The organism is Pantoea sp. DY-5, from assembly GCF_019795955.1.
Classification (GTDB): Bacteria; Pseudomonadota; Gammaproteobacteria; order Enterobacterales; family Enterobacteriaceae; genus Pantoea; species Pantoea leporis.
The window spans coordinates 332,048-352,715 of sequence record NZ_JAIMIE010000001.1 but is presented as its reverse complement, the minus strand read 5'-3'; the positions used below and the strand labels follow the sequence as shown (position 1 = coordinate 352,715).

The 20,668-nt window shown below is 51.5% G+C and carries 21 protein-coding genes; 10 read left to right on the top strand and 11 right to left on the bottom strand.

The window, feature by feature from the left end:
- Positions 1–247 precede the first annotated feature (247 nt).
- The gene (locus tag K5Y30_RS01705; protein ID WP_222210342.1) at positions 248–562 is read left to right on the top strand and encodes a BON domain-containing protein; all 315 of its coding nucleotides are present in this window, start codon (positions 248–250) and stop codon (positions 560–562) included.
- A 46-nt stretch (positions 563–608) separates the two neighbouring features.
- On the opposite strand, the gene ompW is transcribed toward K5Y30_RS01705, so the two are convergent.
- A complete protein-coding gene (ompW, locus tag K5Y30_RS01700) occupies positions 609–1,241 on the bottom strand; it encodes an outer membrane protein OmpW (RefSeq protein WP_064738828.1) in 633 nt (210 codons plus the stop codon).
- A gap of 246 nt (positions 1,242–1,487) precedes the next feature.
- On the opposite strand from ompW, the gene K5Y30_RS01695 reads away from it, so the two are divergent.
- From K5Y30_RS01695 to yciA, 4 genes are read left to right on the top strand one after another with little or no spacing between them, the layout of a single operon-like run.
- The gene (locus tag K5Y30_RS01695) at positions 1,488–1,904 is read left to right on the top strand and encodes a YkgJ family cysteine cluster protein (protein WP_101764256.1); all 417 of its coding nucleotides are present in this window, start codon (positions 1,488–1,490) and stop codon (positions 1,902–1,904) included.
- A 27-nt stretch (positions 1,905–1,931) separates the two neighbouring features.
- Entirely contained in the window at positions 1,932–2,666 is a 735-nt protein-coding gene (locus tag K5Y30_RS01690) for a YciC family protein (protein WP_101764255.1), read from the top strand.
- Between the two features lie 59 nt (positions 2,667–2,725).
- Positions 2,726–3,265: a septation protein A gene (locus K5Y30_RS01685; protein ID WP_008106564.1), complete on the top strand. Its 540-nt coding sequence runs from the start codon at positions 2,726–2,728 to the stop codon at positions 3,263–3,265.
- A gap of 54 nt (positions 3,266–3,319) precedes the next feature.
- Complete coding sequence (gene yciA, locus K5Y30_RS01680) at positions 3,320–3,739, top strand: acyl-CoA thioester hydrolase YciA (protein ID WP_007892397.1); 420 nt, start codon at positions 3,320–3,322, stop codon at positions 3,737–3,739.
- A 52-nt stretch (positions 3,740–3,791) separates the two neighbouring features.
- Here yciA and tonB read toward each other — a convergent pair whose 3' ends face one another.
- The gene (gene tonB / locus K5Y30_RS01675; RefSeq protein WP_206098231.1) at positions 3,792–4,520 is read right to left on the bottom strand and encodes a TonB system transport protein TonB; all 729 of its coding nucleotides are present in this window, start codon (positions 4,518–4,520) and stop codon (positions 3,792–3,794) included.
- A gap of 204 nt (positions 4,521–4,724) precedes the next feature.
- Between tonB and K5Y30_RS01670 the strand changes: the two genes are divergently transcribed.
- Positions 4,725–5,021 carry a YciI family protein gene (locus tag K5Y30_RS01670; RefSeq protein WP_101764253.1) on the top strand — a complete coding sequence of 99 codons (297 nt, stop codon included), beginning with the start codon at positions 4,725–4,727 and terminating at the stop codon, positions 5,019–5,021.
- Between the two features lie 190 nt (positions 5,022–5,211).
- Here K5Y30_RS01670 and K5Y30_RS01665 read toward each other — a convergent pair whose 3' ends face one another.
- The gene (locus K5Y30_RS01665) at positions 5,212–5,385 is read right to left on the bottom strand and encodes a YciY family protein (protein WP_007892390.1); all 174 of its coding nucleotides are present in this window, start codon (positions 5,383–5,385) and stop codon (positions 5,212–5,214) included.
- Positions 5,386–5,547: 162 nt separating this feature from the next.
- Here K5Y30_RS01665 and cls point away from each other — a divergent pair, with 162 nt between their 5' ends.
- A complete protein-coding gene (gene cls / locus K5Y30_RS01660; protein ID WP_101764252.1) occupies positions 5,548–7,008 on the top strand; it encodes a cardiolipin synthase in 1,461 nt (486 codons plus the stop codon).
- Positions 7,009–7,045: 37 nt separating this feature from the next.
- Positions 7,046–7,375 carry an HI1450 family dsDNA-mimic protein gene (locus K5Y30_RS01655; protein ID WP_196761379.1) on the top strand — a complete coding sequence of 110 codons (330 nt, stop codon included), beginning with the start codon at positions 7,046–7,048 and terminating at the stop codon, positions 7,373–7,375.
- A gap of 43 nt (positions 7,376–7,418) precedes the next feature.
- Here K5Y30_RS01655 and oppF read toward each other — a convergent pair whose 3' ends face one another.
- The 7 genes from oppF to K5Y30_RS01620 all read right to left on the bottom strand — a co-directional run bounded on the left by oppF (position 7,419) and on the right by K5Y30_RS01620 (position 16,031).
- Positions 7,419–8,423 carry a murein tripeptide/oligopeptide ABC transporter ATP binding protein OppF gene (oppF, locus tag K5Y30_RS01650; RefSeq protein ID WP_222210341.1) on the bottom strand — a complete coding sequence of 335 codons (1,005 nt, stop codon included), beginning with the start codon at positions 8,421–8,423 and terminating at the stop codon, positions 7,419–7,421.
- Entirely contained in the window at positions 8,420–9,439 is a 1,020-nt protein-coding gene (locus tag K5Y30_RS01645) for an ABC transporter ATP-binding protein (RefSeq protein ID WP_222210340.1), read from the bottom strand. Before K5Y30_RS01645 ends, oppF begins: the two co-directional genes overlap by 4 nt.
- Positions 9,440–9,450: 11 nt before the next feature.
- Positions 9,451–10,359 carry an oligopeptide ABC transporter permease OppC gene (gene oppC, locus K5Y30_RS01640; protein ID WP_222210339.1) on the bottom strand — a complete coding sequence of 303 codons (909 nt, stop codon included), beginning with the start codon at positions 10,357–10,359 and terminating at the stop codon, positions 9,451–9,453.
- 15 nt (positions 10,360–10,374) lie between these two features.
- Positions 10,375–11,295: an oligopeptide ABC transporter permease OppB gene (gene oppB / locus K5Y30_RS01635; protein ID WP_007892378.1), complete on the bottom strand. Its 921-nt coding sequence runs from the start codon at positions 11,293–11,295 to the stop codon at positions 10,375–10,377.
- Between the two features lie 80 nt (positions 11,296–11,375).
- Positions 11,376–13,016, bottom strand: coding sequence for an oligopeptide ABC transporter substrate-binding protein OppA (oppA, locus tag K5Y30_RS01630; protein ID WP_192234029.1), 1,641 nt, complete (start codon positions 13,014–13,016; stop codon positions 11,376–11,378).
- Between the two features lie 159 nt (positions 13,017–13,175).
- Positions 13,176–14,810 (bottom strand): ABC transporter substrate-binding protein, encoded by a 1,635-nt coding sequence (locus tag K5Y30_RS01625; RefSeq protein ID WP_222210338.1) that lies wholly within the window; start codon positions 14,808–14,810, stop codon positions 13,176–13,178.
- A gap of 573 nt (positions 14,811–15,383) precedes the next feature.
- Positions 15,384–16,031 carry a YchE family NAAT transporter gene (locus K5Y30_RS01620; protein ID WP_008106584.1) on the bottom strand — a complete coding sequence of 216 codons (648 nt, stop codon included), beginning with the start codon at positions 16,029–16,031 and terminating at the stop codon, positions 15,384–15,386.
- 446 nt (positions 16,032–16,477) lie between these two features.
- Here K5Y30_RS01620 and adhE point away from each other — a divergent pair, with 446 nt between their 5' ends.
- Positions 16,478–19,153, top strand: coding sequence for a bifunctional acetaldehyde-CoA/alcohol dehydrogenase (gene adhE / locus K5Y30_RS01615; protein WP_222210337.1), 2,676 nt, complete (start codon positions 16,478–16,480; stop codon positions 19,151–19,153).
- Positions 19,154–19,208: 55 nt separating this feature from the next.
- On the opposite strand, the gene tdk is transcribed toward adhE, so the two are convergent.
- The gene (tdk, locus tag K5Y30_RS01610; RefSeq protein ID WP_222182268.1) at positions 19,209–19,829 is read right to left on the bottom strand and encodes a thymidine kinase; all 621 of its coding nucleotides are present in this window, start codon (positions 19,827–19,829) and stop codon (positions 19,209–19,211) included.
- 414 nt (positions 19,830–20,243) lie between these two features.
- On the opposite strand from tdk, the gene hns reads away from it, so the two are divergent.
- The gene (gene hns, locus K5Y30_RS01605) at positions 20,244–20,651 is read left to right on the top strand and encodes a histone-like nucleoid-structuring protein H-NS (RefSeq protein ID WP_101764243.1); all 408 of its coding nucleotides are present in this window, start codon (positions 20,244–20,246) and stop codon (positions 20,649–20,651) included.
- The last annotated feature ends 17 nt before the right edge of the window (positions 20,652–20,668 follow it).

The window sequence follows — 20,668 nt, the reverse complement described above, 5'->3', positions numbered from 1 at the left end:
TCTTCAGGGCCTTATTCGCTGGTGCGGATAAGGCCTTTTTATTGCCACAAATATCCCCAAACTCAAATTCCCGTCTACTCTCAGATTTTCTCGCCCAGCGAAAACTGCGATTGGATCATTAAGTGGTAAAAACGCCCTATTTCTGACTTTTTCACGCGCGCCGATTTGCTGATTTCGCATCTCCAGACCACAATTAACTGCGCCGCCCCATTGCGGCGAAACATCATCTAAGACAGGGAGATAACCAATGAAATTTTTCAAAGTCGTTGCAGGATTTATGATGGCTGCGGTAATGGCGCTGGCGCTTAGCGCGTGTGCACCCACAGCAACCAAAGAAGGCACTGGCGGTTACATCGACGATACCGTGGTAACCACCAAAGTTAAGGCTCAGCTGTTGAATGACGAGGCGCTGAAATCGACCGAAATCAATGTTGAAACCTTCAAGGGTAAAGTTCAGCTGAGCGGTTTTGTCAGCTCACCGCAGATGGCAAATCGCGCGGTGGCCGTAACCCGTAGCGTGGCGGGCGTGAAATCTGTGGTTAACAATATGCAGATCAAATAACACAACGGGCGACCTTCTGGTCGCCCGCTTCATTTCTGGTTGCCGATCAGAACCGATATCCCGCACCAAAGAAGAACACCCACGGATCGATACGCGTGTTGATGTTTTGCTGCTCACCGCCAGCTTTAAATTTCACTTCGGTATCAATATCCATGTACCACAGCGATGCGTTCAGCATCCAGTCGCGGTTGATTTGATAATCCAGACCAACCTGGCCCGCCATGCCCCACGAGTCTTTTACGCTCAGGTCACTTAATCCGGCATCCTCACCCGTTTGGTTGAATTTGGCATCGTAAAAGGTGGTGTAGTTGATACCGACGCCAACGTACGGGCGGACTTTACTTTTACTATCAAAGAAATAGTACTGCGCCATTAAGGTTGGCGGCAGCTGACGAACGGTGGCCAGATTACCGGTGGCGCCCAGTCCAACCTTATGACGGAATGGGGTTGCAGCCAGCAGCTCAACGCCGATGTTATCCGTAGCCATATAGGTGAAGGTCAAGCCCAGTTGCGTATCGTTGCTAACGTTAAAGCCGCCCATACCCAGCACATTGTCAGAGCCTTCGGTCGGACGAACGGTGGCGCTACCTGCACGCATAAAGAAATCACCGGCTTCATGAGCCAGAGCCAGTTGCGGAATTGCCAGCGCCATCAGCAGTGCGCATTTTGCCAGTTTCATAATCACTCCTTTGCCAAATAAAGATGGGTCCCAATGTTGAATACGGCACAACATTTACCCCTTTTTTGGTAAAAGATCATCTGCATCAATCTAAATTAATCACTTAAAAAACAATGAATTGATTCAGATCAATTTTGGCTTTACAGCGCGTAATAAAAGTCCGCTTGCGAAAATTTTTCGCCGTGACTATTTTAACTTTCCCCTGTGTGATTTTGGTTCGATACCTTAAAGGTGGCGGGCGATCAGATGAGCGATTCACTAAATCCTTGCGTGACCTGTGGCGCATGCTGCGCGCACTTCCGTGTCTCATTTTACTGGGCCGAAGCCGATGATGGCGCCGGTGCTGTTCCCGTTGAATTAACCGAACCGTTAACCCCGTTTATGCGCAATATGCGCGGCACCAACCAACGCCAGCCGCGCTGTATTGCGCTGCAGGGCGACGTCGGCGGCTGCGTCTCCTGCGGTATTTATCAGCAGCGCCCTTCGCCCTGTCGGGAGTTTTCGATGTCCGGCGAGAACGGTGAACAGAACGAAGCTTGCGATCGCGCCCGTGCTCGCTACGGTCTTCCTGCGCTTTTTCACCCTTCTTTACCTGTTATGACAGAAAGTTATCCCAATGCGGGTGCCAGCACGCCAGTAGAACATGTACAATCGCCGGGTTAATTAATCCGGTTCTTTCAAGGAGTTTACATGTCTATCACGGCAAGCTCGTTATACCGTGACACAGGAAATTTTTTGCGCCATCAGCTGGTTACTATTTTACTGCTGGCGCTGCTGACCTCGTTCATTACTGTGATCGTCGGCCACGCGTTAACGCCAGGTGAAGACCAGCTCTCGTTGTTGAGCCAGTCCGATGACAGCGCATCGTCGCTGTTTGAGCTGGTACAAAATATGTCTCCGGATCAGCAGCGTATTTTGCTGCGCGCTTCCGCTGCAGGCACGTTCGCTGCGTTGATTGGCAACACGCTGCTGCTGGGTGGCATGCTGCTTCTAATCCCAATGGTATCGGGCGGACAACGCGTCAGCGCGCTGCGCGCTATTGGTGCATCTGCGCCCATCCTGCCAAAGCTGCTGCTGCAGACCTTCCTGATTACCCTGCTGGTTCAATTGGGCTTTATGGTGCTGATGGTACCGGGCGTGATTCTGGCGATCCTGTTTTCACTGGCACCGGTGATTCTCGCCAATGAGAAGCTCGGCGTGATTGGCGCGATGCGTGCCAGCATGCGTCTCGCCTGGAAGAATATTAAGGTTATCGCACCGGCTATTGTGCTGTGGCTGCTGGCCAAAATTGTGCTGATGTTCTTCTTTTCATCGCTGACCGTGCTGCCCGCCAATATCGCCTCCGTGGTGTTGAACGCGCTGGGTAATCTGGTCTCCGCAGTGCTGATTATCTATCTTTACCGGCTGTATATGCTGTTACGTTAATCGTTATGGCGCTCACCCGGGCGCCATAACTGTACGCTCCTGCCCTAATTGGAAACGCTATGAAGCAGTTACTCGATTTTCTTCCCCTGGTGGTTTTCTTCATCTTCTACAAGCTGTACGACATCTTTGTCGCCTCTGGCGCATTGATCGTTGCCACCGGTCTGGCGCTGGTCGTCAGTTGGGTGCTCTACCGCAAGCTGGAAAAGATGACCATTTTTACCTTTGTGCTGGTTGCGGTATTCGGCACGCTGACGCTGGTGTTCCATAACGATGAATTCATCAAATGGAAAGTCACGGTGATCTATTCGCTGTTTGCCGTCGCGCTGCTCTACAGCCAGTGGTTTATGAAGCAACCGCTGATCCAAACCATGTTGGGTAAAGAGTTACAACTACCGTCAGGCGTGTGGCGCAATCTCAACATTGCCTGGGCAATCTTCTTCCTCGCCTGCGGCTTAGCGAATATTTATGTTGCGTTTTGGTTATCGCAGGAATTTTGGGTTAACTTTAAGGTGTTCGGTCTGACCGGCCTGACCCTACTCTTTACCCTGTTAAGCGGCGTGTATATCTGGCGACAGATGCCGCAACAAGAACAAAAATAATGCCACTCCGCCCGACCGCGTCGGGCTTCTCTTCACCTGCAGAAGAACTGAGCAATGGACGAAAAACATAAGTCGCCGCAAGGCGAGATGGTGTTGCGTACCCTGGCAATGCCAGCGGATACCAATGCTAACGGTGATATCTTTGGTGGCTGGTTGATGTCGCAGATGGACATGGGCGGCGCAATCAAGGCGAAAGAGATTGCCGAAGGACGTGTCGTCACCGTGCGCGTGGACGGAATGACGTTCCTTAAACCGGTGGCGGTTGGCGATGTGGTGAGCTGCTACGCACGCTGCATCCGCACCGGCAACAGTTCCATGACCATTAACGTCGAAGTGTGGATCAAGAAAGTATCGTCCGAACCGATTGGACAGACCTACTGCGCAACCGAAGCGGTGTTTGTCTACGTCGCCGTCGACAATACCGGGCAATCTCGCCCGCTGCCGCCCGGCAGAAGTAATTTAAGCGATCTGTAACACTAAAAAAGCGGTCATCTGACCGCTTTCTTTTTGCCTCTCAATCCTGAGCTTATTCGATATTGGCGCCGCCGTTGATGCGGAACACGATGTTCATGGTCAAATTCTTGCCCGGACGACCCGGCTGATAACGCCACTTCTTCATCGCCTGCTTCACTTCGCGCTCGAACATGTTGCGCGGTTCTGCCGACAAAATCTGGACGTTATCCACACGACCGTCGCTATCAACGTCAAACTGCACCCGCACACGTCCCTCAACACGCAGCGCGAACGCACGTGCCGGATAGGCAGGCTTGCTGACGCTCATCGCTTTCGGACCATCTGAAATGCTCGGCGTTGCGGTCGGATTGGCTTTCGGCGCGGTTGTTGGACGCGTCTGCGTGGTTGGCGCTTCCTGCTTAAACGGATTTTCCTGCGGCTTCACTTGCTGACGCGGTTTCGGCTCAACCTTCTTTTCAACCTTAGGCTTCGGTTTAGGTTTTGGCTTCGGCTTAGGTTCCGGTTTAGGAATCGGTACCGGCTCAACCTTCGGCGGCTCTGGCGCCACTTCAGGCTCCGGCTCAGGTTCAGGTGGCGGCGGCGTGACCTGAGCAGGCGCAGGTTCGGGTTGCACTTCCGGAGCCACCAGCGAAACGCTGATAGGCTGGGACGCTTTTGGAACTTCAATCACCTGATGAAAAGATGCATAGAGAATGCCAGCGATCAACGAACCGTGAAGTACCACGGATAAAATTACAGCAATGGGGGTACGTGAAGGTAAAGGCGTAGTCAACGTGGTCATATCATTCATGTTCATTGAGTGAAGCGCAGATTTTAAATGCAAATAGCAATCAGTTTCAATAAGCGATGTGCAAGCGCCCGCAGAAAGGCCTTTTTTAACCCTGATTGCGCTGAATGACAGCGTATTTATCTTTCGTTTGCACTCTGATTAACGATCACTTAACGTGTCACGCAATTTCGGCAAGTCTAACGGGAGTATCCCATCGTGCTTTACGTCATTTATGCGGAAGATACCGCTGATTCACTGGAAAAACGCAACTCGGTACGTCCCGCGCATCTTGCTCGTTTGAAGCTGTTGCAAGATGAAGGTCGACTGATTGCTGCGGGTCCGCTGCCAGCGGTTGACAGCAACGATCCAGGCCCGGCCGGTTTCAGCGGTTCCGTGATCATCGCCGAATTCTCTTCACTGGAAGTCGCGGAATCATGGGCCAAGGATGATCCCTACATTGCCGCAGGCGTGTATGAGAAAGTCGCGGTCAAACCGTTCAAACGCGTTTTCTAATCTATGTGGCAGTCAGTTTTACTGCTGGTGATAGCATTCGCTCTCATCGGCAGAGCACTTTGGCTATGGCGTCAGCAAGGCTGGCGCAACGCTCGACAGCACATCGTGATGTTAATTGTGCTGGCAGCGGCAGTCGAGATGGTCAATGTCATTCGGGTGCTACGCGGCGCATAGTGGCCGCGTAAGCCCATCAGACCATTTGCGAGATAAACAGGATGGAGCGGCGATGCTGCTGCGCCACCTGATGACGAATGGTGTGGATGCGTTTATAACGACGCGACTGCCCTTCCAGCCAGCGAGAACGACGACGGTGTACCTGACGTAACATTCTCCAGCGCGCCACTTCATTTTTGCTGCGTCTCATCACATCCTCTCAGACAGGCTAAACTCGGCAGGCATTATAAAGATCTGTTGGGAAATGCCAAATCGAAAGCTTCATCGAAACGTCATTCACGATTAAAGGTTTCACTACCTGTGATCAGCACGTAAACTTTGCACAACAAAGCGCGAACAGGACGTCCACTTAATGACCACATTTTATACCCTAATCAGTTGGTTGCTGCTGTTTGGTTACTGGCTGCTGATTGCGGGTGTCACGCTACGTATTCTGATGAAACGCCGCGCAGTCACCTCAGCAATGGCCTGGCTGCTGATCATCTACATTCTGCCGCTGGTGGGTATAATCGCCTATCTCTCCTTTGGGGAGCTGCATTTAGGTAAACGGCGGGCCGAGCGCGCGCGCACCATGTGGCCCTCCACCGCCAAATGGCTCAACGATCTCAAACAGTGCCGGCATATCTTCGCCACTGAACACAGCGACGTGGCGCGGTCCCTGTTTGATTTGTGCCGCCATCGTCAGGGCATCGCCGGCGTGAAAGGTAATCAGCTGCAGTTGCTGACCAACTCCGATGACGTGATGCACGCACTGATCCGTGATATCCAGCTGGCACGGCATAATATCGAGATGGTGTTCTATATCTGGCATCCCGGCGGGCTGGCCGATGAAGTGGCGGAATCGCTGATGGCCGCATCGCGTCGCGGTGTACATTGCCGTTTGATGCTGGATTCAGCGGGCAGCGTCACCTTCTTCCGCAGTCCGTGGGTCAATATGATGCGCAATGCCGGCATCGACGTGGTTGAAGCATTGCAGGTAAGCCTGCTGCGCGTGTTCCTGCGCCGCATGGACTTGCGACAGCATCGTAAAGTGGTGCTGATCGATAACTACATCGCTTATACCGGCAGCATGAATCTGGTCGATCCACGCTTCTTTAAGCAGGAAGCCGGCGTGGGACAATGGATTGACCTGATGGCGCGCATGGAAGGCCCGGTGGCAACCACCATGGGCATTGTGTATGCCTGCGACTGGGAGATTGAAACCGGCAAACGCATTCTGCCGCCCGCGCCGGATGGCAACGTGATGCCCTTCGAACAGGAGAGCGGACATACCATTCAGGTAATCGCTTCTGGTCCCGGCTTTCCGGAAGATATGATCCATCAGGCGTTACTCACAGCGGTCTACTCCGCGCGTCAGCAGCTGATTATGACCACGCCCTACTTTGTGCCGAGCGATGACCTGCTGCACGCCATCTGTACCGCAGCGTTACGCGGTGTGGAAGTGAGCATCATTGTGCCGCGCCATAATGATTCGCTGCTGGTAGGCTGGGCGAGTCGTGCCTTCTTCACCGAACTGCTGGAAGCCGGCGTGAAGATTTACCAGTTTGAAGATGGCCTGTTGCATACCAAAAGTGTGCTGGTTGACGGGCAGCTGAGTTTGGTCGGCACGGTAAATCTGGATATGCGCAGCCTGTGGCTCAACTTTGAGATCACTCTGGTGGTTGATGATGACGGCTTTGGCAGCGATCTCGCTACCGTGCAGGATGATTACATCGCCCGCTCACGCTTACTGGATGGTGCTCGCTGGGCTAAACGTGCCTGGTGGCAACGCATCGTTGAACGACTGTTTTACTTCTTTAGTCCTTTACTGTAAAACGAGCGAAAATATTACCGCCTCAGGGCAAGCAGGAATGACCATGGATTTAAATAATCGCCTTACTGAAGATGAAACGCTGGAGCAGGCTTACGATATTTTTCTTGAGCTGGCTGGCGACAATCTCGATCCCGCTGACATTATTCTGTTCAATCTGCAGTTTGAAGAGCGCGGTGGCGCGGAACTGTTCGATCCGGCGGAAGACTGGCAGGAACATGTTGATTTCGATCTCAACCCAGACTTCTTCGCAGAAGTGGTGATTGGATTGGGTGAAGCCGACGGCGAGCCGATCACTGATGTGTTCGCACGCGTCCTGCTTTGCCGCGAGAAAGATCACAAACTCTGCCACATCCTGTGGCGCGAGTAAGCGACAGACAAAAAAACGCCGGGCAATCGCCCGGCGTTTTCATTTACAGCGGATCGACTTTTAAACAAGAGACCGCATGACGGAAGCTGCCTTCCAGCAGCGGCCGGGTTTTCGCGCACTCTGGTCCGGCAATCGGGCAACGGGTACGGAACACGCAACCCGATGGCGGATTGATCGGCGATGGCAGCTCCCCTTCCAGCAGCTGGATTTGCTTGTTCTTCTCCAGGTCCGGATCGGGAATCGGCACCGCTGACATCAGCGCGCGGGTGTACGGATGCTGCGGATTGTTATACACCGCATCGTAAGTACCCAGCTCAACCGCATGCCCGAGATACATCACCAGCACACGATCGGAGATGTGTTTTACCACCGCCAAATCGTGTGCGATAAAGATCAGTGACAGCCCCATTTCTCGCTGCAATTGCTGCAAAAGGTTAACGACCTGCGCCTGAATCGACACGTCCAGCGCCGATACCGGCTCATCGCAGATGATCAGCTTCGGCTCGAGAATCAGCGCACGCGCGATGCCAATACGCTGACACTGGCCGCCCGAGAACTCGTGCGGATAGCGGTTGATGAGGTTAGGTAACAACCCAACCTTCATCATCATGGTTTTCACCTTATCCTTCACTTGCTGGCCCGGCATCTTCGGGTAATAGGTGCGCAGCGGTTCAGCAATGATATCGCCAATGGTCATACGCGGATTGAGCGATGCCAGCGGATCCTGGAAAATCATCTGGATATCGCTGCGCGCCTGACGCCATTGCTCCTGGCTTTGCCCGAGCAGATCGCGTCCTAACCAGGCGACGCGCCCTTCTGTGGCTTTCACCAGGCCAATGATGGCGCGGGCCAGCGTCGATTTACCGCAACCTGATTCACCCACCACGCCCAACGTTTCACCTTCATACAAACGCAGGCTGACGCCGTCGACCGCCTTCAGGGTGTGCGGTGGCTGCCAGAACCACTGTTTGCCATCCTTAATCTCGAAGTGCACCTTAAGGTCGGCGATCTCCAGCAGGACTTTTTTCTCTTCGACTGCGGTGCTCATACTAATTCCTCCACCGGCTTGAAGCAGGCACGCAAGCGACCTTCAGCGAAAGGCTCCAGCGGCGGTGCCTTGGCACAAATGTCCATGGCGTAGGCGCAGCGAGGCTGGAACGGACAGCCTTGCGGCAGGCGCAGCAGGTTTGGCGGGTTGCCTGGAATGGTGGTCAGCGACTCGCCCTCCTCAGCATCCAGACGCGGCACCGCACTCAGCAAGCCAATCGAGTATGGATGGGCAGGATGATAGAACACATCACGTGCACGGCCATATTCCATGGTACGACCGGCGTACATCACCAGCACTTTGTCACAGATACCCGCTACCACGCCGAGATCGTGGGTAATCATCACAATCGCGGTATTGAATTCGCGCTTCAGCTCATTCAACAGCGTCATGATCTGCGCCTGTACGGTCACGTCGAGCGCTGTAGTCGGCTCATCGGCAATCAGCAGCTTCGGCCGACACAGCAGCGCCATCGCAATCATCACACGCTGACGCATACCACCCGAAAACTCATGAGGAAACATCTTCATACGTTTACGCGCTTCCGGCATTTTCACCGCATCCAGCATGCGCACCGACTCTTCGAACGCCTGAGCGCTGTTCATGCCTTTATGCAGCTTCAGCACTTCCATTAACTGCTCGCCGACGCGCATGTAAGGGTTAAGCGACGTCATTGGATCCTGGAAGATCATCGCAATCTGCTCTGCGCGCAGTTTGTTGAGCTTGCTTTCCGGCAGATTGAGGATCTCTGCGCCGTTAAATTTCGCTGAACCGCCAATGCGCCCATTTTTTGCCAGCAGCCCCATCAAGGCAAACGCGGTTTGAGATTTCCCCGAGCCGGATTCGCCAACAATGCCCAGCGTTTCACCCGCATGCAGTGAAAAGTTGAGGTCGTTCACAGCGGTGACATCGCCATCGTGGGTGCTGAAGGTGACGCGCAGGTCTTTTACATCAAGCAGCAGGTTATTGTTTCCCGCACGTGCAGCCATGGCAGGCTGAAATTCATGAATGGTCATCGGGAAACTCCTTAACGATCTTTCGGGTCGAGGGCATCACGCAAGCCATCACCGATAAAGTTAAAACAGAACAGCGTGACCACGAGGAAACCTGCCGGGAACATCAGTAACCACGGCGACACTTCCATCGAGTTGGCGCCATCGCTCAGCAATGCGCCCCAACTGCTCAGCGGTTCCTGTGTGCCGAGGCCAAGGAAGCTGAGGAAAGATTCGAACAGGATCATGCTTGGCACCAGCAGCGAGGCATACACCACCACCACGCCCAACACGTTCGGCACAATGTGACGCAGCACGATTTTGAAGGTGCTGACACCGCCGACCTGCGCCGCTTCGATGAACTCTTTGCGCTTCAGGCCCAACGTCTGCCCACGCACGATACGCGCCATATCCAGCCACGACACCATGCCGATCGCCACAAAGATCAGCAGAATGTTACGACCAAAAAAGGTCACCAGCAGAATGACGAAGAACATGAACGGGAAGGAGTTGAGGATCTCCAGAATACGCATCATCACCGAGTCGATTTTACCGCCCAGATAACCCGCCAGTGAGCCATACAGCGTGCCGACCAGCACCGCGATGAGCGCGGAGGCAATGCCCACCATCAGCGAGATACGGCCACCAATCGCAACGCGCACCAGCAGATCGCGACCCGATGAATCGGTGCCAAACCAGTGACCGGAGACGGTATCCGGCGCGGCAGACATCATCGCCCAGTCGGTATCGTCATATTTGAACTGCGACAGCATCGGGGCAAACACCACGAACAGTGTGATCACCAGCAGCACCAGCAGGCTGATAAATGCCGCTCGATTGTGAATAAAGCGGCGACGCGCATCCTGCCAGAGGCTGCGCCCTTCGACTTCCAGTTTTTCACTGAAGGTATCCAGAGCTTCGCTGTTTTTCTTACTTAACATCATGGGCGAGCTCCACAATCAATAACGGATTTTCGGATCGATCACGGCGTACAGCACATCAACGATCGCGTTAAACAGAATGGTCAGCACGCCAACCAGAATGGTCAGGCTCATCACCAGCGAGTAGTCACGGTTCAATGCCCCGTTAACAAACAGCTGGCCGATGCCCGGCAAACCATAGATGGATTCAATCACCATGGAACCGGTGATGATGCCGACAAACGCCGGTCCCATATAGGAAAGCACCGGCAACATGGCAGGCTTCAGCGCGTGACGCAGCACGATACGGCGCAGTGGCAGACCTTTGGCGCGCGCAGTACGGATGAAGTTTGAGTGCATCACTTCAATCATCGAACCACGGGTGATACGCGCGATGCTGGCGATGTAGGCCAGCGACAGCGCCACCATCGGCAGCAACATATAATTCCATTGGCCGCCGTTCCAGCCGCCGCCTGGCAGCCAGCGTAAGGTAATCGCAAACACCAGCACCAGTAACGGTGCCACGACAAAGCTGGGGATCACCACGCCGGTCATCGCGACCCCCATCACGGCATAATCCCACAAACTGTTCTGCTTCAGGGCGGCGATCACGCCAGCCGTTACGCCCAGCACCACGGCGAGGAAGAAGGCAGCCAGACCAAGTTTGGCTGACACCGGGAAGGCGTGGCCGACCAGATAATTGACCGAGTAGTCTTTATATTTAAACGAAGGGCCAAAGTCGCCATGTGCCAACTGCACCAGATAGCTCAGGTACTGTTTGCCAATCGGATCGTTGAGATGGTACTTCGCTTCGATATTCGCCATCACTTCCGGCGAGAGAACACGTTCGCCGGTAAATGGACTGCCGGGTGCCAGTCGCATCATAAAGAAAGAGATGGTAATGAGGATAAACAGCGTCGGGATGGCTTCAAGGAGCCGACGCAGGATGAATTTTAACATTGCCGTACCTACCAGGCTGTTGCTTCACAAAGTAAAAAGGCGGTGCCGCAGCACCGCCACTATCGATAGCCTGAGTGCTATTAATGTTTAATGATATACAGGTTTTTATCGACGGTTTTATCCAGCGGATCGTTGCCGGTGTAACCGCCCACGTAAGGTTTCACCAAACGCGCGTTGACGTAGTAGTAAACCGGCACGATGGTGCTGTCTTTATCCAGGATCTGCTCAGCTTTCTGATAATCCGCTACGCGCGCTTTATCGTCTGTGGCTTTAACCGCATCGTGGATAACTTTATCGAAGTCAGCGCTCTTGTAGTGCGAGGTGTTACTGCTGCTGTCAGACAGCATGATGTTCAGGAATGAAGTCGGTTCGTTGTAATCCGCACACCATGCCGCACGAGAGACATCAAAGTTGCCCTGATGACGCGTGTCGAGGAAGGTTTTCCACTCTTGGTTTTCCAGCTTGATGTTGACGCCGATGTTTTTCTTCCAGATAGAAGAGGCCGCGATCGCCAGTTTCTTGTGCAGATCGGAGGTGTTGTACAGCAGGTTGAAGGTCAGCGGTTTATCTGCGGTGTAACCGGCTTCAGCCAGCAGCTTTTTCGCTTCTTCGTTGCGCTTGTTCTGATCCCACTTGAACCAATCCGGCGGCAGCAGTTCCATGCCATCGGTGGCTGGCGGGGTGAAGCTGTAAGCCGGTTGCTGACCTTGCGCCAGAACCTTGTTCACCATGATGTCGCGATCCAGACCGAGTTTCAGCGCGGTACGTACGCGTGGATCGGTGAATGGCGCTTTCTGGTTATTGATTTCGTAGTAATAGGTGCACAGGTATGGCTTCACCATCAACTCTTTGCCGTTATCACGCTGCAGTTTTTTGAACAGCTCGATAGGCATGTTGTTGTAAGTGATATCGCTGCCGTTCTCAGAGAAGTAACGGTTAACGTCGCTGACTTCAGAGTTAATTGGCAGGAAGGTGACTTTGTTCAGCACGGTGTGCTCGTTATCCCAATACTGCGGGTTACGCACCAGCGTTACGCGTTCGTTGATCACGTGGGATTCAAGTTTAAAGGCGCCGTTACCAACCCAGTTTTGCGGTTGGGTCCATTGATCGCCAAACTTGTCGATCGCCGGCTTATACACCGGAGACATCACGGAGTTGATCAGCAGCTTGTAGAAGTACGGCACGGGCTCGCTCAGCGTCACTTCCAGCGTGTGATCGTCGATGGCTTTTACGCCCAGCTCGGAAGTTGGCTTTTTACCGGCGATGATGTCGTCGACATTGACGATATGGCCGTATTGCGGATAGCTGGCGTATGGCGATGCGGTTTTCGGATCGACCAGGCGCTGCCAGCTGTAAACGAAATCTTGTGCGGTGACCGGCTCACCGTTGGACCATTTAGCGTTCTTGCGCAGGTGGAAAGTCCAGACTTTGAAATCTTTGTTTTCCCAGCTTTCCGCCACGCCCGGTACCGGTTTGCCATCGCTGTCGCTGGTGATTAAACCTTCATACAGGTCACGCGCGATGTTGTCTTCGGGTACACCTTCAATCTTGTGGGGATCCAGCGACTGTACTTCATCGCCGTTACCGCGAACCAGTTCCTGTTTTGCTGCCAATTCAACGCCTGCTGGCACTGTTGCTGCCAGCGCGGCATTCCCTGCCAGCGCGCCGATTGCGGCTAATACGCCCACGGCAATCAGGCTTTTTTTTGTGATGTTGTTCATTATTACGCTCCAGTTTTATTATCTTTACCGGGTCGATTTAACGCCCGGCGTACCCCGTTTCCAGGTGATCTTCGCGTGTCTGAACGAAGACCCTAATCACCCTTCAGGGTTTACCACGGTAAAGTGCCGCCCGACTGTAGCGCCGGATCGGCCCATTACTCAATGTTTCTTTATGTAATAGTATTTCAACGCCAGCATGTCCTGTGGATCTTTGCCGGTAAAACCACCCACCCAGGGTTTTACCAACCGCACGCTAACGCGGTAATAGACCGGTACGATTGGCGAGTCTTTATCGAGTTGCGCTTCCGCCTGCTGATAAAGCGAGGCGCGCTTTGCTTCGTCTGCGCTGGTTAATGTTTGCTTCATCAACTGGTCAAACGCCGGGCTGTGGTAAAACGCGGTGTTATTGGACGAACCGCTCAACAGCATATTCAGGAAGGTAGAAGGTTCATTGTAATCCGCGCACCATGTGGCGCGCACCACGTCATACTGCGCCTGATGGCGCGTCTCCAGCAGCGTTTTCCACTCCTGGTTCTGCAATGTCACCACCGCCCCCAAATTTTTTTGCCACATCGAGGCCGCAGCAATCGCCTGTCGCTTGTTTTGTTCGGAGGTGTTGTACAGCAGCGTAAAACGCAGCGGGTTTTGCTGATTAAAGCCGGCATCGGCTAATAACTGTTTGGCGCTGGCATTACGCTCGGACTGCGTTTGTTGCGCCCAGGCCGGAGGGGAAAGCGTAATACCGTGGGTAAACGGCGGCGTCAATCCGTAGGCAGGAATCTGGCCCTGGCCCATGATCTTCTGCGCAATGATGTCGCGATCGAGGGTTAACTTTAGCGCGGCGCGTACGCGCGCGTCATCGAATGGCGCTTTTTTGTTATTGATTTCGTAATAGAAGGTGCACAGCAGCGGACTGATTTTGACCTCATCGCCGAGATCCTGCTGTAACTTTTTGAACATTTCCGGCGGCACTACGCTGTTGGTCATATCGGTGCCACCGCTGCGATAGCGGTTGATATCGCTGTTCTCTGAGGAGAGCGGTAAAAATACGCCCTCTTCCATCACCGTGTGGGCATTATCCCAATACTGTGGATTGCGTTTAACCACGATTTTTTCATTTACCACCCACTCCGCGAGTGTAAAAGCGCCATTGCCAACATAGTGTTGCGGCTGTGTCCACTGCTCGCCCCACTGCTCTATCGCCGGACGATAGACCGGTTTCATCGCGCTGTGAGCCAGCATGGCAACAAAGTAGGGAACGGGTTCAGAAAGGGTGACTTGCAGATGACGATCATCGAGGGCTTTAACGCCGAGTTCAGAGGGTACGGCTTTTCCAGACAGAACGGCGTCAACGTTCGCCACATGCGCAGCCTGTAAGTAGCTGGCGTAAGGCGAAGCAGTTTTAGGATCGGCCAGGCGCTGCCAGCTGTAGACGAAATCCTGAACAGTAACAGGCTGGCCGTTACTCCAGCGCGCATCGTCACGCAGCGTGAAAATCCAGATGCGCCCTTCTTCGCTTTGCCATTGCTTAGCGACACCGGGGACCAGTTGACCGTTATTATTGGTTTCAACCAGGCCTTCCAGCAAATTACGCATGACATTGGATTCCGGCACGCCTTCTGCTTTCTGCGGATCAAGCGTTGCCACCTCACTGCCATTATTGATCACGATACGCTGTAATTCTGATAATTGCGTGCCCGCGGGAATTTGGGCTGCCTGGCTTGCTGCCAGTGCGCCTGTAAGGCAGAAGGCAAGCACTGAACGTATGGCCGTTTTCGCTACCATGCATTTCATCAACAAATATCAACCTTAATCATAAGCCTGATAGCCTGTAAGCAAGAAGCGTACACATTTGTCACTATCAGATAAAAAATTTGTGATGTGCCGAAAATTATCAGAACAGATGCCCGCACGCCAAAGCTAAACTGCAAAAATGTTAGCAGATTCTCTTTTATCACGTTCGGGTGAATAGGAAAAGTGTTAATTCTTTTATTGAATTATCGATTAACCAAATGATTTTAAAGTTATTTGTAGGATGACTGCATGTAATTTACTCGTTATTGTTCTTTCAATATGATTTTTACGAATTCGACTATAAAAATAGCCATTATCCGCATAAAGAGTCATCGATTAACTTATCAACTTTTCTCAAATGCTAATTTCAAAGATATGTGCAGAACAATTATCTGTGACAATTATCACAGTTTAGTGTGAGGTTTTACTCGGATGGGAAGAGGATAGTAGTAAAAGTGATGCTGGACGTTTGCAGTTAAGGCTAATGAATAAATTAACCAAAATGGTGCAATAAAATGAAGATATGCACCATTTTGGATCGTGAAATCTCTTAAAAGAAAAAAATAACTTCGTTTAATTCAGCAAACCAGGAAAAATAGATTTCATACCTGTAACAATAAACTCGATGCCCAATGCCATTAACAACAAGCCCATAATACGGGTGATCACGTTAATCCCGGTTTGTCCAAGCACTCGCACCATCAACGGTGCTGCGCGGAACAGCAGCCAACAGCAAAAGGCGAAAATGGCAATCGCGATACTAAAACCAATTAAGTTCTGCCAGCTGTGATAACGCGTACTCCAGACAATGGTTGAACTAATTGCACCGGGACCAGCCATTAACGGTAACGCTAGCGGAACCACGCCAATGCTTTCGCGAATAGCGCTCTCTGACTTCTCCTGCTTGTTCTGCTTATCTTCACCCAGTTTGCCGCTGATCATCGACATCGCGATAGTGACCACCAGAATACCGCCAGCAATACGGAATGAATCTATCGAAATGCCAAACAGATGCAGGATGCCATCGCCAAGAAACAGTGACGTCCAGAGGATGATGGCCACGGCCAGGTTGGCGGTAAGATTGGTTTTATTACGTTCAACCACCGCCTGATAGCTGGTCATGCTGATAAAGACCGGGATGATACCTACCGGATTTACCAGGGCAAACAAACCGACAAAAAACTTAATGTAGCCGGAAAGATCGAGTAGCACGGGATTCAAAGTAGGCTCCGGTAAAGTCTGAGTAGAAAAGCGCGCTTAATGTAGTGCATAAGCCGGGCGAAAAACCAGAGGTGACGGCAGAAATTTATGCTATACGTCTGGCTTTGAGCCAGTTTTTTCAACTGCTGTTAACCGTTGGTTATTGCGATGCAGCCGATGCGTGCAGAATATGTGGCACATCGCGCTAACTTTACTTGCGAAAGTTAGTGCTGAAAGGTGTCAGCTTAGATCAGGATTGATCTGAATCAAAATTTAGCTACCTCATCAGGGGTAATCTTACCCCGTCGAAACAACTTCCTGACGCTTAAGTATCTTGACCAGGAAACCCTTTTAGTAAGCAACGGCAAAACAGACGCCAACCTGACCAATATATAAGCATAGCGTGACTATACTTCTGGATTCAGGCTTGTTTACTAAAAGAGTTTAACTTCCTTCAGGAGAGCACTATGGCCGTTACTAATGTTGCCGAACTTAATGCACTGGTTGAACGTGTAAAAAAGGCACAGCGTGAGTACGCTAATTTTAGTCAGGAACAAGTTGATGCAATCTTCCGCGCTGCCGCCCTCGCCGCTGCAGACGCACGAATTCCACTGGCCAAGCTGGCCGTTGCCGAATCAGGTATGGGTATTGTTGAAGATAAAGTCATCAAGAACCACTTTGCTTCTGAATACATCTATAACGCTTATAAAGATGAAAAAACCTGCGGTATTCTCGCCACTGATGACACCTTTGGCACGATTACTATTGCTGAACCGATTGGCCTGATCTGCGGCATCGTTCCTACCACCAACCCAACTTCTACGGCGATTTTCAAAGCACTGATCAGCCTGAAAACCCGTAACGGCATTATCTTCTCTCCGCATCCACGTGCGAAAGATGCCACTAACAAAGCGGCTGACATTGTGCTGCAGGCAGCGATTGCGGCGGGTGCGCCAAAAGATATCATCGGCTGGATCGACACCCCATCTGTCGAACTTTCTAATCAGTTAATGCATCACCCTGATATCAACCTGATCCTTGCAACCGGCGGTCCGGGCATGGTCAAAGCCGCTTACAGTTCCGGTAAGCCCGCAATTGGTGTTGGTGCCGGTAACACGCCAGTCGTAATTGATGAAACAGCGGATATCAAACGTGCTGTCGCATCCATCCTGATGTCGAAGACCTTCGATAACGGTGTGATTTGTGCGTCTGAGCAATCCGTAATTGTGGTTGATTCGGCCTATGACGCGGTACGTGAGCGTTTTGCCAGCCACGGCGGCTATCTGTTGCAAGGTAAAGAGCTGAAAGCGATTCAGGATATCATTCTGAAGAATGGCGCGCTGAATGCGGCGATTGTCGGCCAGCCGGCGACTAAGATTGCCGAATTGGCGGGAATTAGCGTGCCGGCAACCACCAAGATTCTGATTGGTGAAGTGAAACTGGTTGATGAATCAGAGCCTTTCGCGCATGAAAAACTCTCTCCAACCTTAGCGATGTACCGGGCGAAGGATTACCACGACGCGGTCGATAAAGCTGAAAAACTGGTAACCATGGGCGGTATCGGCCACACCTCATGTCTGTATACCGATCAGGATAATCAGATTGAGCGTGTGCACTACTTCGGCGACAAAATGAAGACCGCGCGTATTCTGATTAACACGCCGGCGTCACAAGGCGGTATCGGTGACCTGTACAACTTCAAGTTGGCTCCATCACTGACGTTGGGCTGTGGTTCATGGGGCGGTAACTCCATTTCTGAGAACGTGGGACCAAAACATCTCATCAACAAGAAAACCGTGGCCAAGCGAGCTGAGAATATGTTGTGGCATAAACTTCCGAAGTCTATTTACTTCCGTCGCGGCTCACTGCCGATTGCTCTGGAAGAAGTGGCAACTGATGGTGCCAAACGCGCCTTTATCGTTACCGACCGCTTCCTGTTCAATAATGGCTATGCCGATCAGGTGACTCGCGTACTGAAATCTCACGGTATTGAAACCGAAGTCTTCTTCGAAGTAGAAGCTGACCCAACGCTGAGCATCGTCCGTAAAGGTGCAGAGCAGATGAACAGTTTTAAACCTGATGTGATTATCGCACTCGGCGGTGGTTCACCGATGGATGCAGCAAAAATCATGTGGGTGATGTACGAACATCCTGAGACGCATTTCGAAGAACTGGCACTGCGCTTTATGGACATCCGTAAACGCATCTATAAGTTCCCGAAAATGGGTGTTAAAGCGCGTATGGTGGCCATCACTACCACTTCCGGTACTGGTTCTGAAGTAACGCCGTTTGCCGTGGTGACGGACGATGCGACCGGCCAGAAATATCCATTAGCGGATTATGCGCTGACGCCAGATATGGCCATAGTTGATGCCAACCTGGTGATGGATATGCCGCGTTCACTTTGCGCCTTCGGTGGCCTCGATGCGGTAACGCACTCACTCGAAGCCTATGTCTCCGTATTAGCGAATGAGTATTCTGATGGCCAGGCCTTGCAAGCACTGAAACTGCTGAAAGAGAACCTGCCAGCCAGTTATCGCGATGGCGCAAAAAATCCGGTAGCACGTGAACGCGTTCACAATGCGGCAACTATCGCGGGGATTGCGTTCGCAAACGCCTTCCTGGGTGTGTGTCACTCAATGGCGCATAAACTGGGCTCTGAGTTCCACATTCCACACGGTCTGGCAAACGCCCTGCTGATTTCAAACGTCATTCGCTATAACGCCAATGACAACCCGACTAAGCAAACGGCTTTCAGCCAGTACGACCGCCCACAAGCACGTCGTCGTTATGCTGAGGTTGCTGACCATCTGGGGCTCTCCGCCGCTGGCGACCGCACCGCGCAGAAAATTGAAAAACTGCTCGCCTGGCTTGAAGAGATGAAAACGCAGTTGGGCATCCCAACCTCAATCCGCGAAGCGGGTGTGCAGGAAGCTGATTTCCTCGCGAAAGTGGACAAACTGGCTGAGGATGCATTCGATGACCAATGTACCGGTGCGAACCCACGCTATCCGCTGATTGCTGAGTTAAAACAAATCATGCTGGATACCTTCTACGGTCGTGAATTCTCTGAGTCATTGATTGAGAATGCTCAAGAAGTTAAAGCCGAAGTGAAAATTGACAAGAAAACGAAAAAAGCCTAAACCGCTTTGAACAAAAAACCCGCTACGGCGGGTTTTTTTATGGCTTGCTGATGAGTTAAACCTGCGGCGATTGTGAGCCATATATCGCCTGAAGTGAACCCTGATCGATTGCCTGCTTATAATGTTTACGGCAGACCGATATATAACGCTCATTGCCACCAATCACCACCTGCTCGCCTTCGCTGAAAGGTTTACCCTTTGCATCAAGACGAAGCACCATACTGGCTTTTCTGCCACAGTGGCAGATGGTTTTAAGCTCAACCAGCTTATCCGCCCATGCCAGTAAATATTGGCTGCCAACAAACAGCTCTCCACGGAAATCGGTGCGCAGGCCATAGCAAAGCACCGGAATATCCAGATTGTCGACAACATCAGATAATGCTTTGACCTGTTCGCGCGTAAGGAACTGGCTTTCATCGACTAACACGCAATGCACGGGTTGCTTCGCATGTTCTGCAGCTATTTCCTCATCGAGCTTTGTCTCATCGTTATATAAAAATGCAGGAGACGAAAGCCCGATACGTGAACTGACTTTGCCTGCACCAAAGCGGTTGTCGATCTCGGCGGTATAAACCAACGATCGCATACCACGTTCATGATAATTATAAGAAGACTGTAGCAAAGCCGTTGATTTACCCGCATTCATCGCAGAGTAATAAAAATAAAGTTGAGCCATTAGAAAATCTCATCGCAGCCTATATCTGTTGCGGCGCAGTTTACCATAAACCTGTATAGCTGTAGCGATGCATTATTTTTATCATCTGCTCAAAATAACATCACCATTAAGATGGACATCATAGTACCCATTGAAAGAAAGCACGTTTTGACAAAATAGCGATTGAGCCTATATTTTATTCATTTAAATTAAAGCCGAAGCGTCAGGTTTAGCGTAAGATTCAGCGTTCAGTCTGGTCAGCAAGTTAGAAAAGATTACCAAATAAGTAAATATATTCTGAAGAGCGTTATAAATTTGCACTTCTTTTTTATTTTTGCGTTTTGCTTTTAAATCTGGCTATTGCAGTTATTTTTTTGCACCATTATTATGATTCGGCAGAACAACTCCCATTTATTATATTTTGAGATTAGGACAATGAGCGAAGCACTTAAAATTCTTAATAATATCCGTACATTGCGCGCACAAGCTCGGGAATGCTCTCTGGAAACATTGGAAGAGATGCTAGAAAAACTCGAGGTTGTGGTCAATGAGCGTCGTGAAGATGATACTCATGCACAAGCGGAAAATGCAGAACGCACACGCAAACTTGAACAATACCGCGAGATGCTGATTGCCGATGGTATTGACCCAAATGATCTGTTACAGGCATTATCTGAAACGAAAGTTCCGGGCAAAGCTAAGCGCGCTGCGCGTCCGGCTAAATATTCTTACGTTGATGAAAACGGTGAAAACCGTACCTGGACTGGCCAGGGCCGCACTCCTGCTGTGATTAAAAAAGCAATTGAAGAACAAGGTAAACAACTCGACGATTTCCTACTGTAATCATTCCAGCGCTCAGC

Bases quoted from the DNA above. Each gene is read 5' to 3' on its own strand.
- oppC (WP_222210339.1), bottom strand. From the start codon at position 10,359: ATGATGTTAAGTAAGAAAAACAGCGAAGCTCTGGATACCTTCAGTGAA.
- yciA (WP_007892397.1), top strand. From the start codon at position 3,320: ATGGACGAAAAACATAAGTCGCCGCAAGGCGAGATGGTGTTGCGTACC.
- K5Y30_RS01685 (WP_008106564.1), top strand. From the start codon at position 2,726: ATGAAGCAGTTACTCGATTTTCTTCCCCTGGTGGTTTTCTTCATCTTC.
- adhE (WP_222210337.1), top strand. From the start codon at position 16,478: ATGGCCGTTACTAATGTTGCCGAACTTAATGCACTGGTTGAACGTGTA.
- K5Y30_RS01695 (WP_101764256.1), top strand. From the start codon at position 1,488: ATGAGCGATTCACTAAATCCTTGCGTGACCTGTGGCGCATGCTGCGCG.
- tdk (WP_222182268.1), bottom strand. From the start codon at position 19,829: ATGGCTCAACTTTATTTTTATTACTCTGCGATGAATGCGGGTAAATCA.
- K5Y30_RS01645 (WP_222210340.1), bottom strand. From the start codon at position 9,439: ATGACCATTCATGAATTTCAGCCTGCCATGGCTGCACGTGCGGGAAAC.
- K5Y30_RS01690 (WP_101764255.1), top strand. From the start codon at position 1,932: ATGTCTATCACGGCAAGCTCGTTATACCGTGACACAGGAAATTTTTTG.
- oppB (WP_007892378.1), bottom strand. From the start codon at position 11,295: ATGTTAAAATTCATCCTGCGTCGGCTCCTTGAAGCCATCCCGACGCTG.
- ompW (WP_064738828.1), bottom strand. From the start codon at position 1,241: ATGAAACTGGCAAAATGCGCACTGCTGATGGCGCTGGCAATTCCGCAA.
- hns (WP_101764243.1), top strand. From the start codon at position 20,244: ATGAGCGAAGCACTTAAAATTCTTAATAATATCCGTACATTGCGCGCA.
- K5Y30_RS01655 (WP_196761379.1), top strand. From the start codon at position 7,046: ATGACCATGGATTTAAATAATCGCCTTACTGAAGATGAAACGCTGGAG.
- K5Y30_RS01705 (WP_222210342.1), top strand. From the start codon at position 248: ATGAAATTTTTCAAAGTCGTTGCAGGATTTATGATGGCTGCGGTAATG.
- tonB (WP_206098231.1), bottom strand. From the start codon at position 4,520: ATGACCACGTTGACTACGCCTTTACCTTCACGTACCCCCATTGCTGTA.
- oppF (WP_222210341.1), bottom strand. From the start codon at position 8,423: ATGAGCACCGCAGTCGAAGAGAAAAAAGTCCTGCTGGAGATCGCCGAC.
- oppA (WP_192234029.1), bottom strand. From the start codon at position 13,016: ATGAACAACATCACAAAAAAAAGCCTGATTGCCGTGGGCGTATTAGCC.
- K5Y30_RS01625 (WP_222210338.1), bottom strand. From the start codon at position 14,810: ATGAAATGCATGGTAGCGAAAACGGCCATACGTTCAGTGCTTGCCTTC.
- K5Y30_RS01665 (WP_007892390.1), bottom strand. From the start codon at position 5,385: ATGAGACGCAGCAAAAATGAAGTGGCGCGCTGGAGAATGTTACGTCAG.
- cls (WP_101764252.1), top strand. From the start codon at position 5,548: ATGACCACATTTTATACCCTAATCAGTTGGTTGCTGCTGTTTGGTTAC.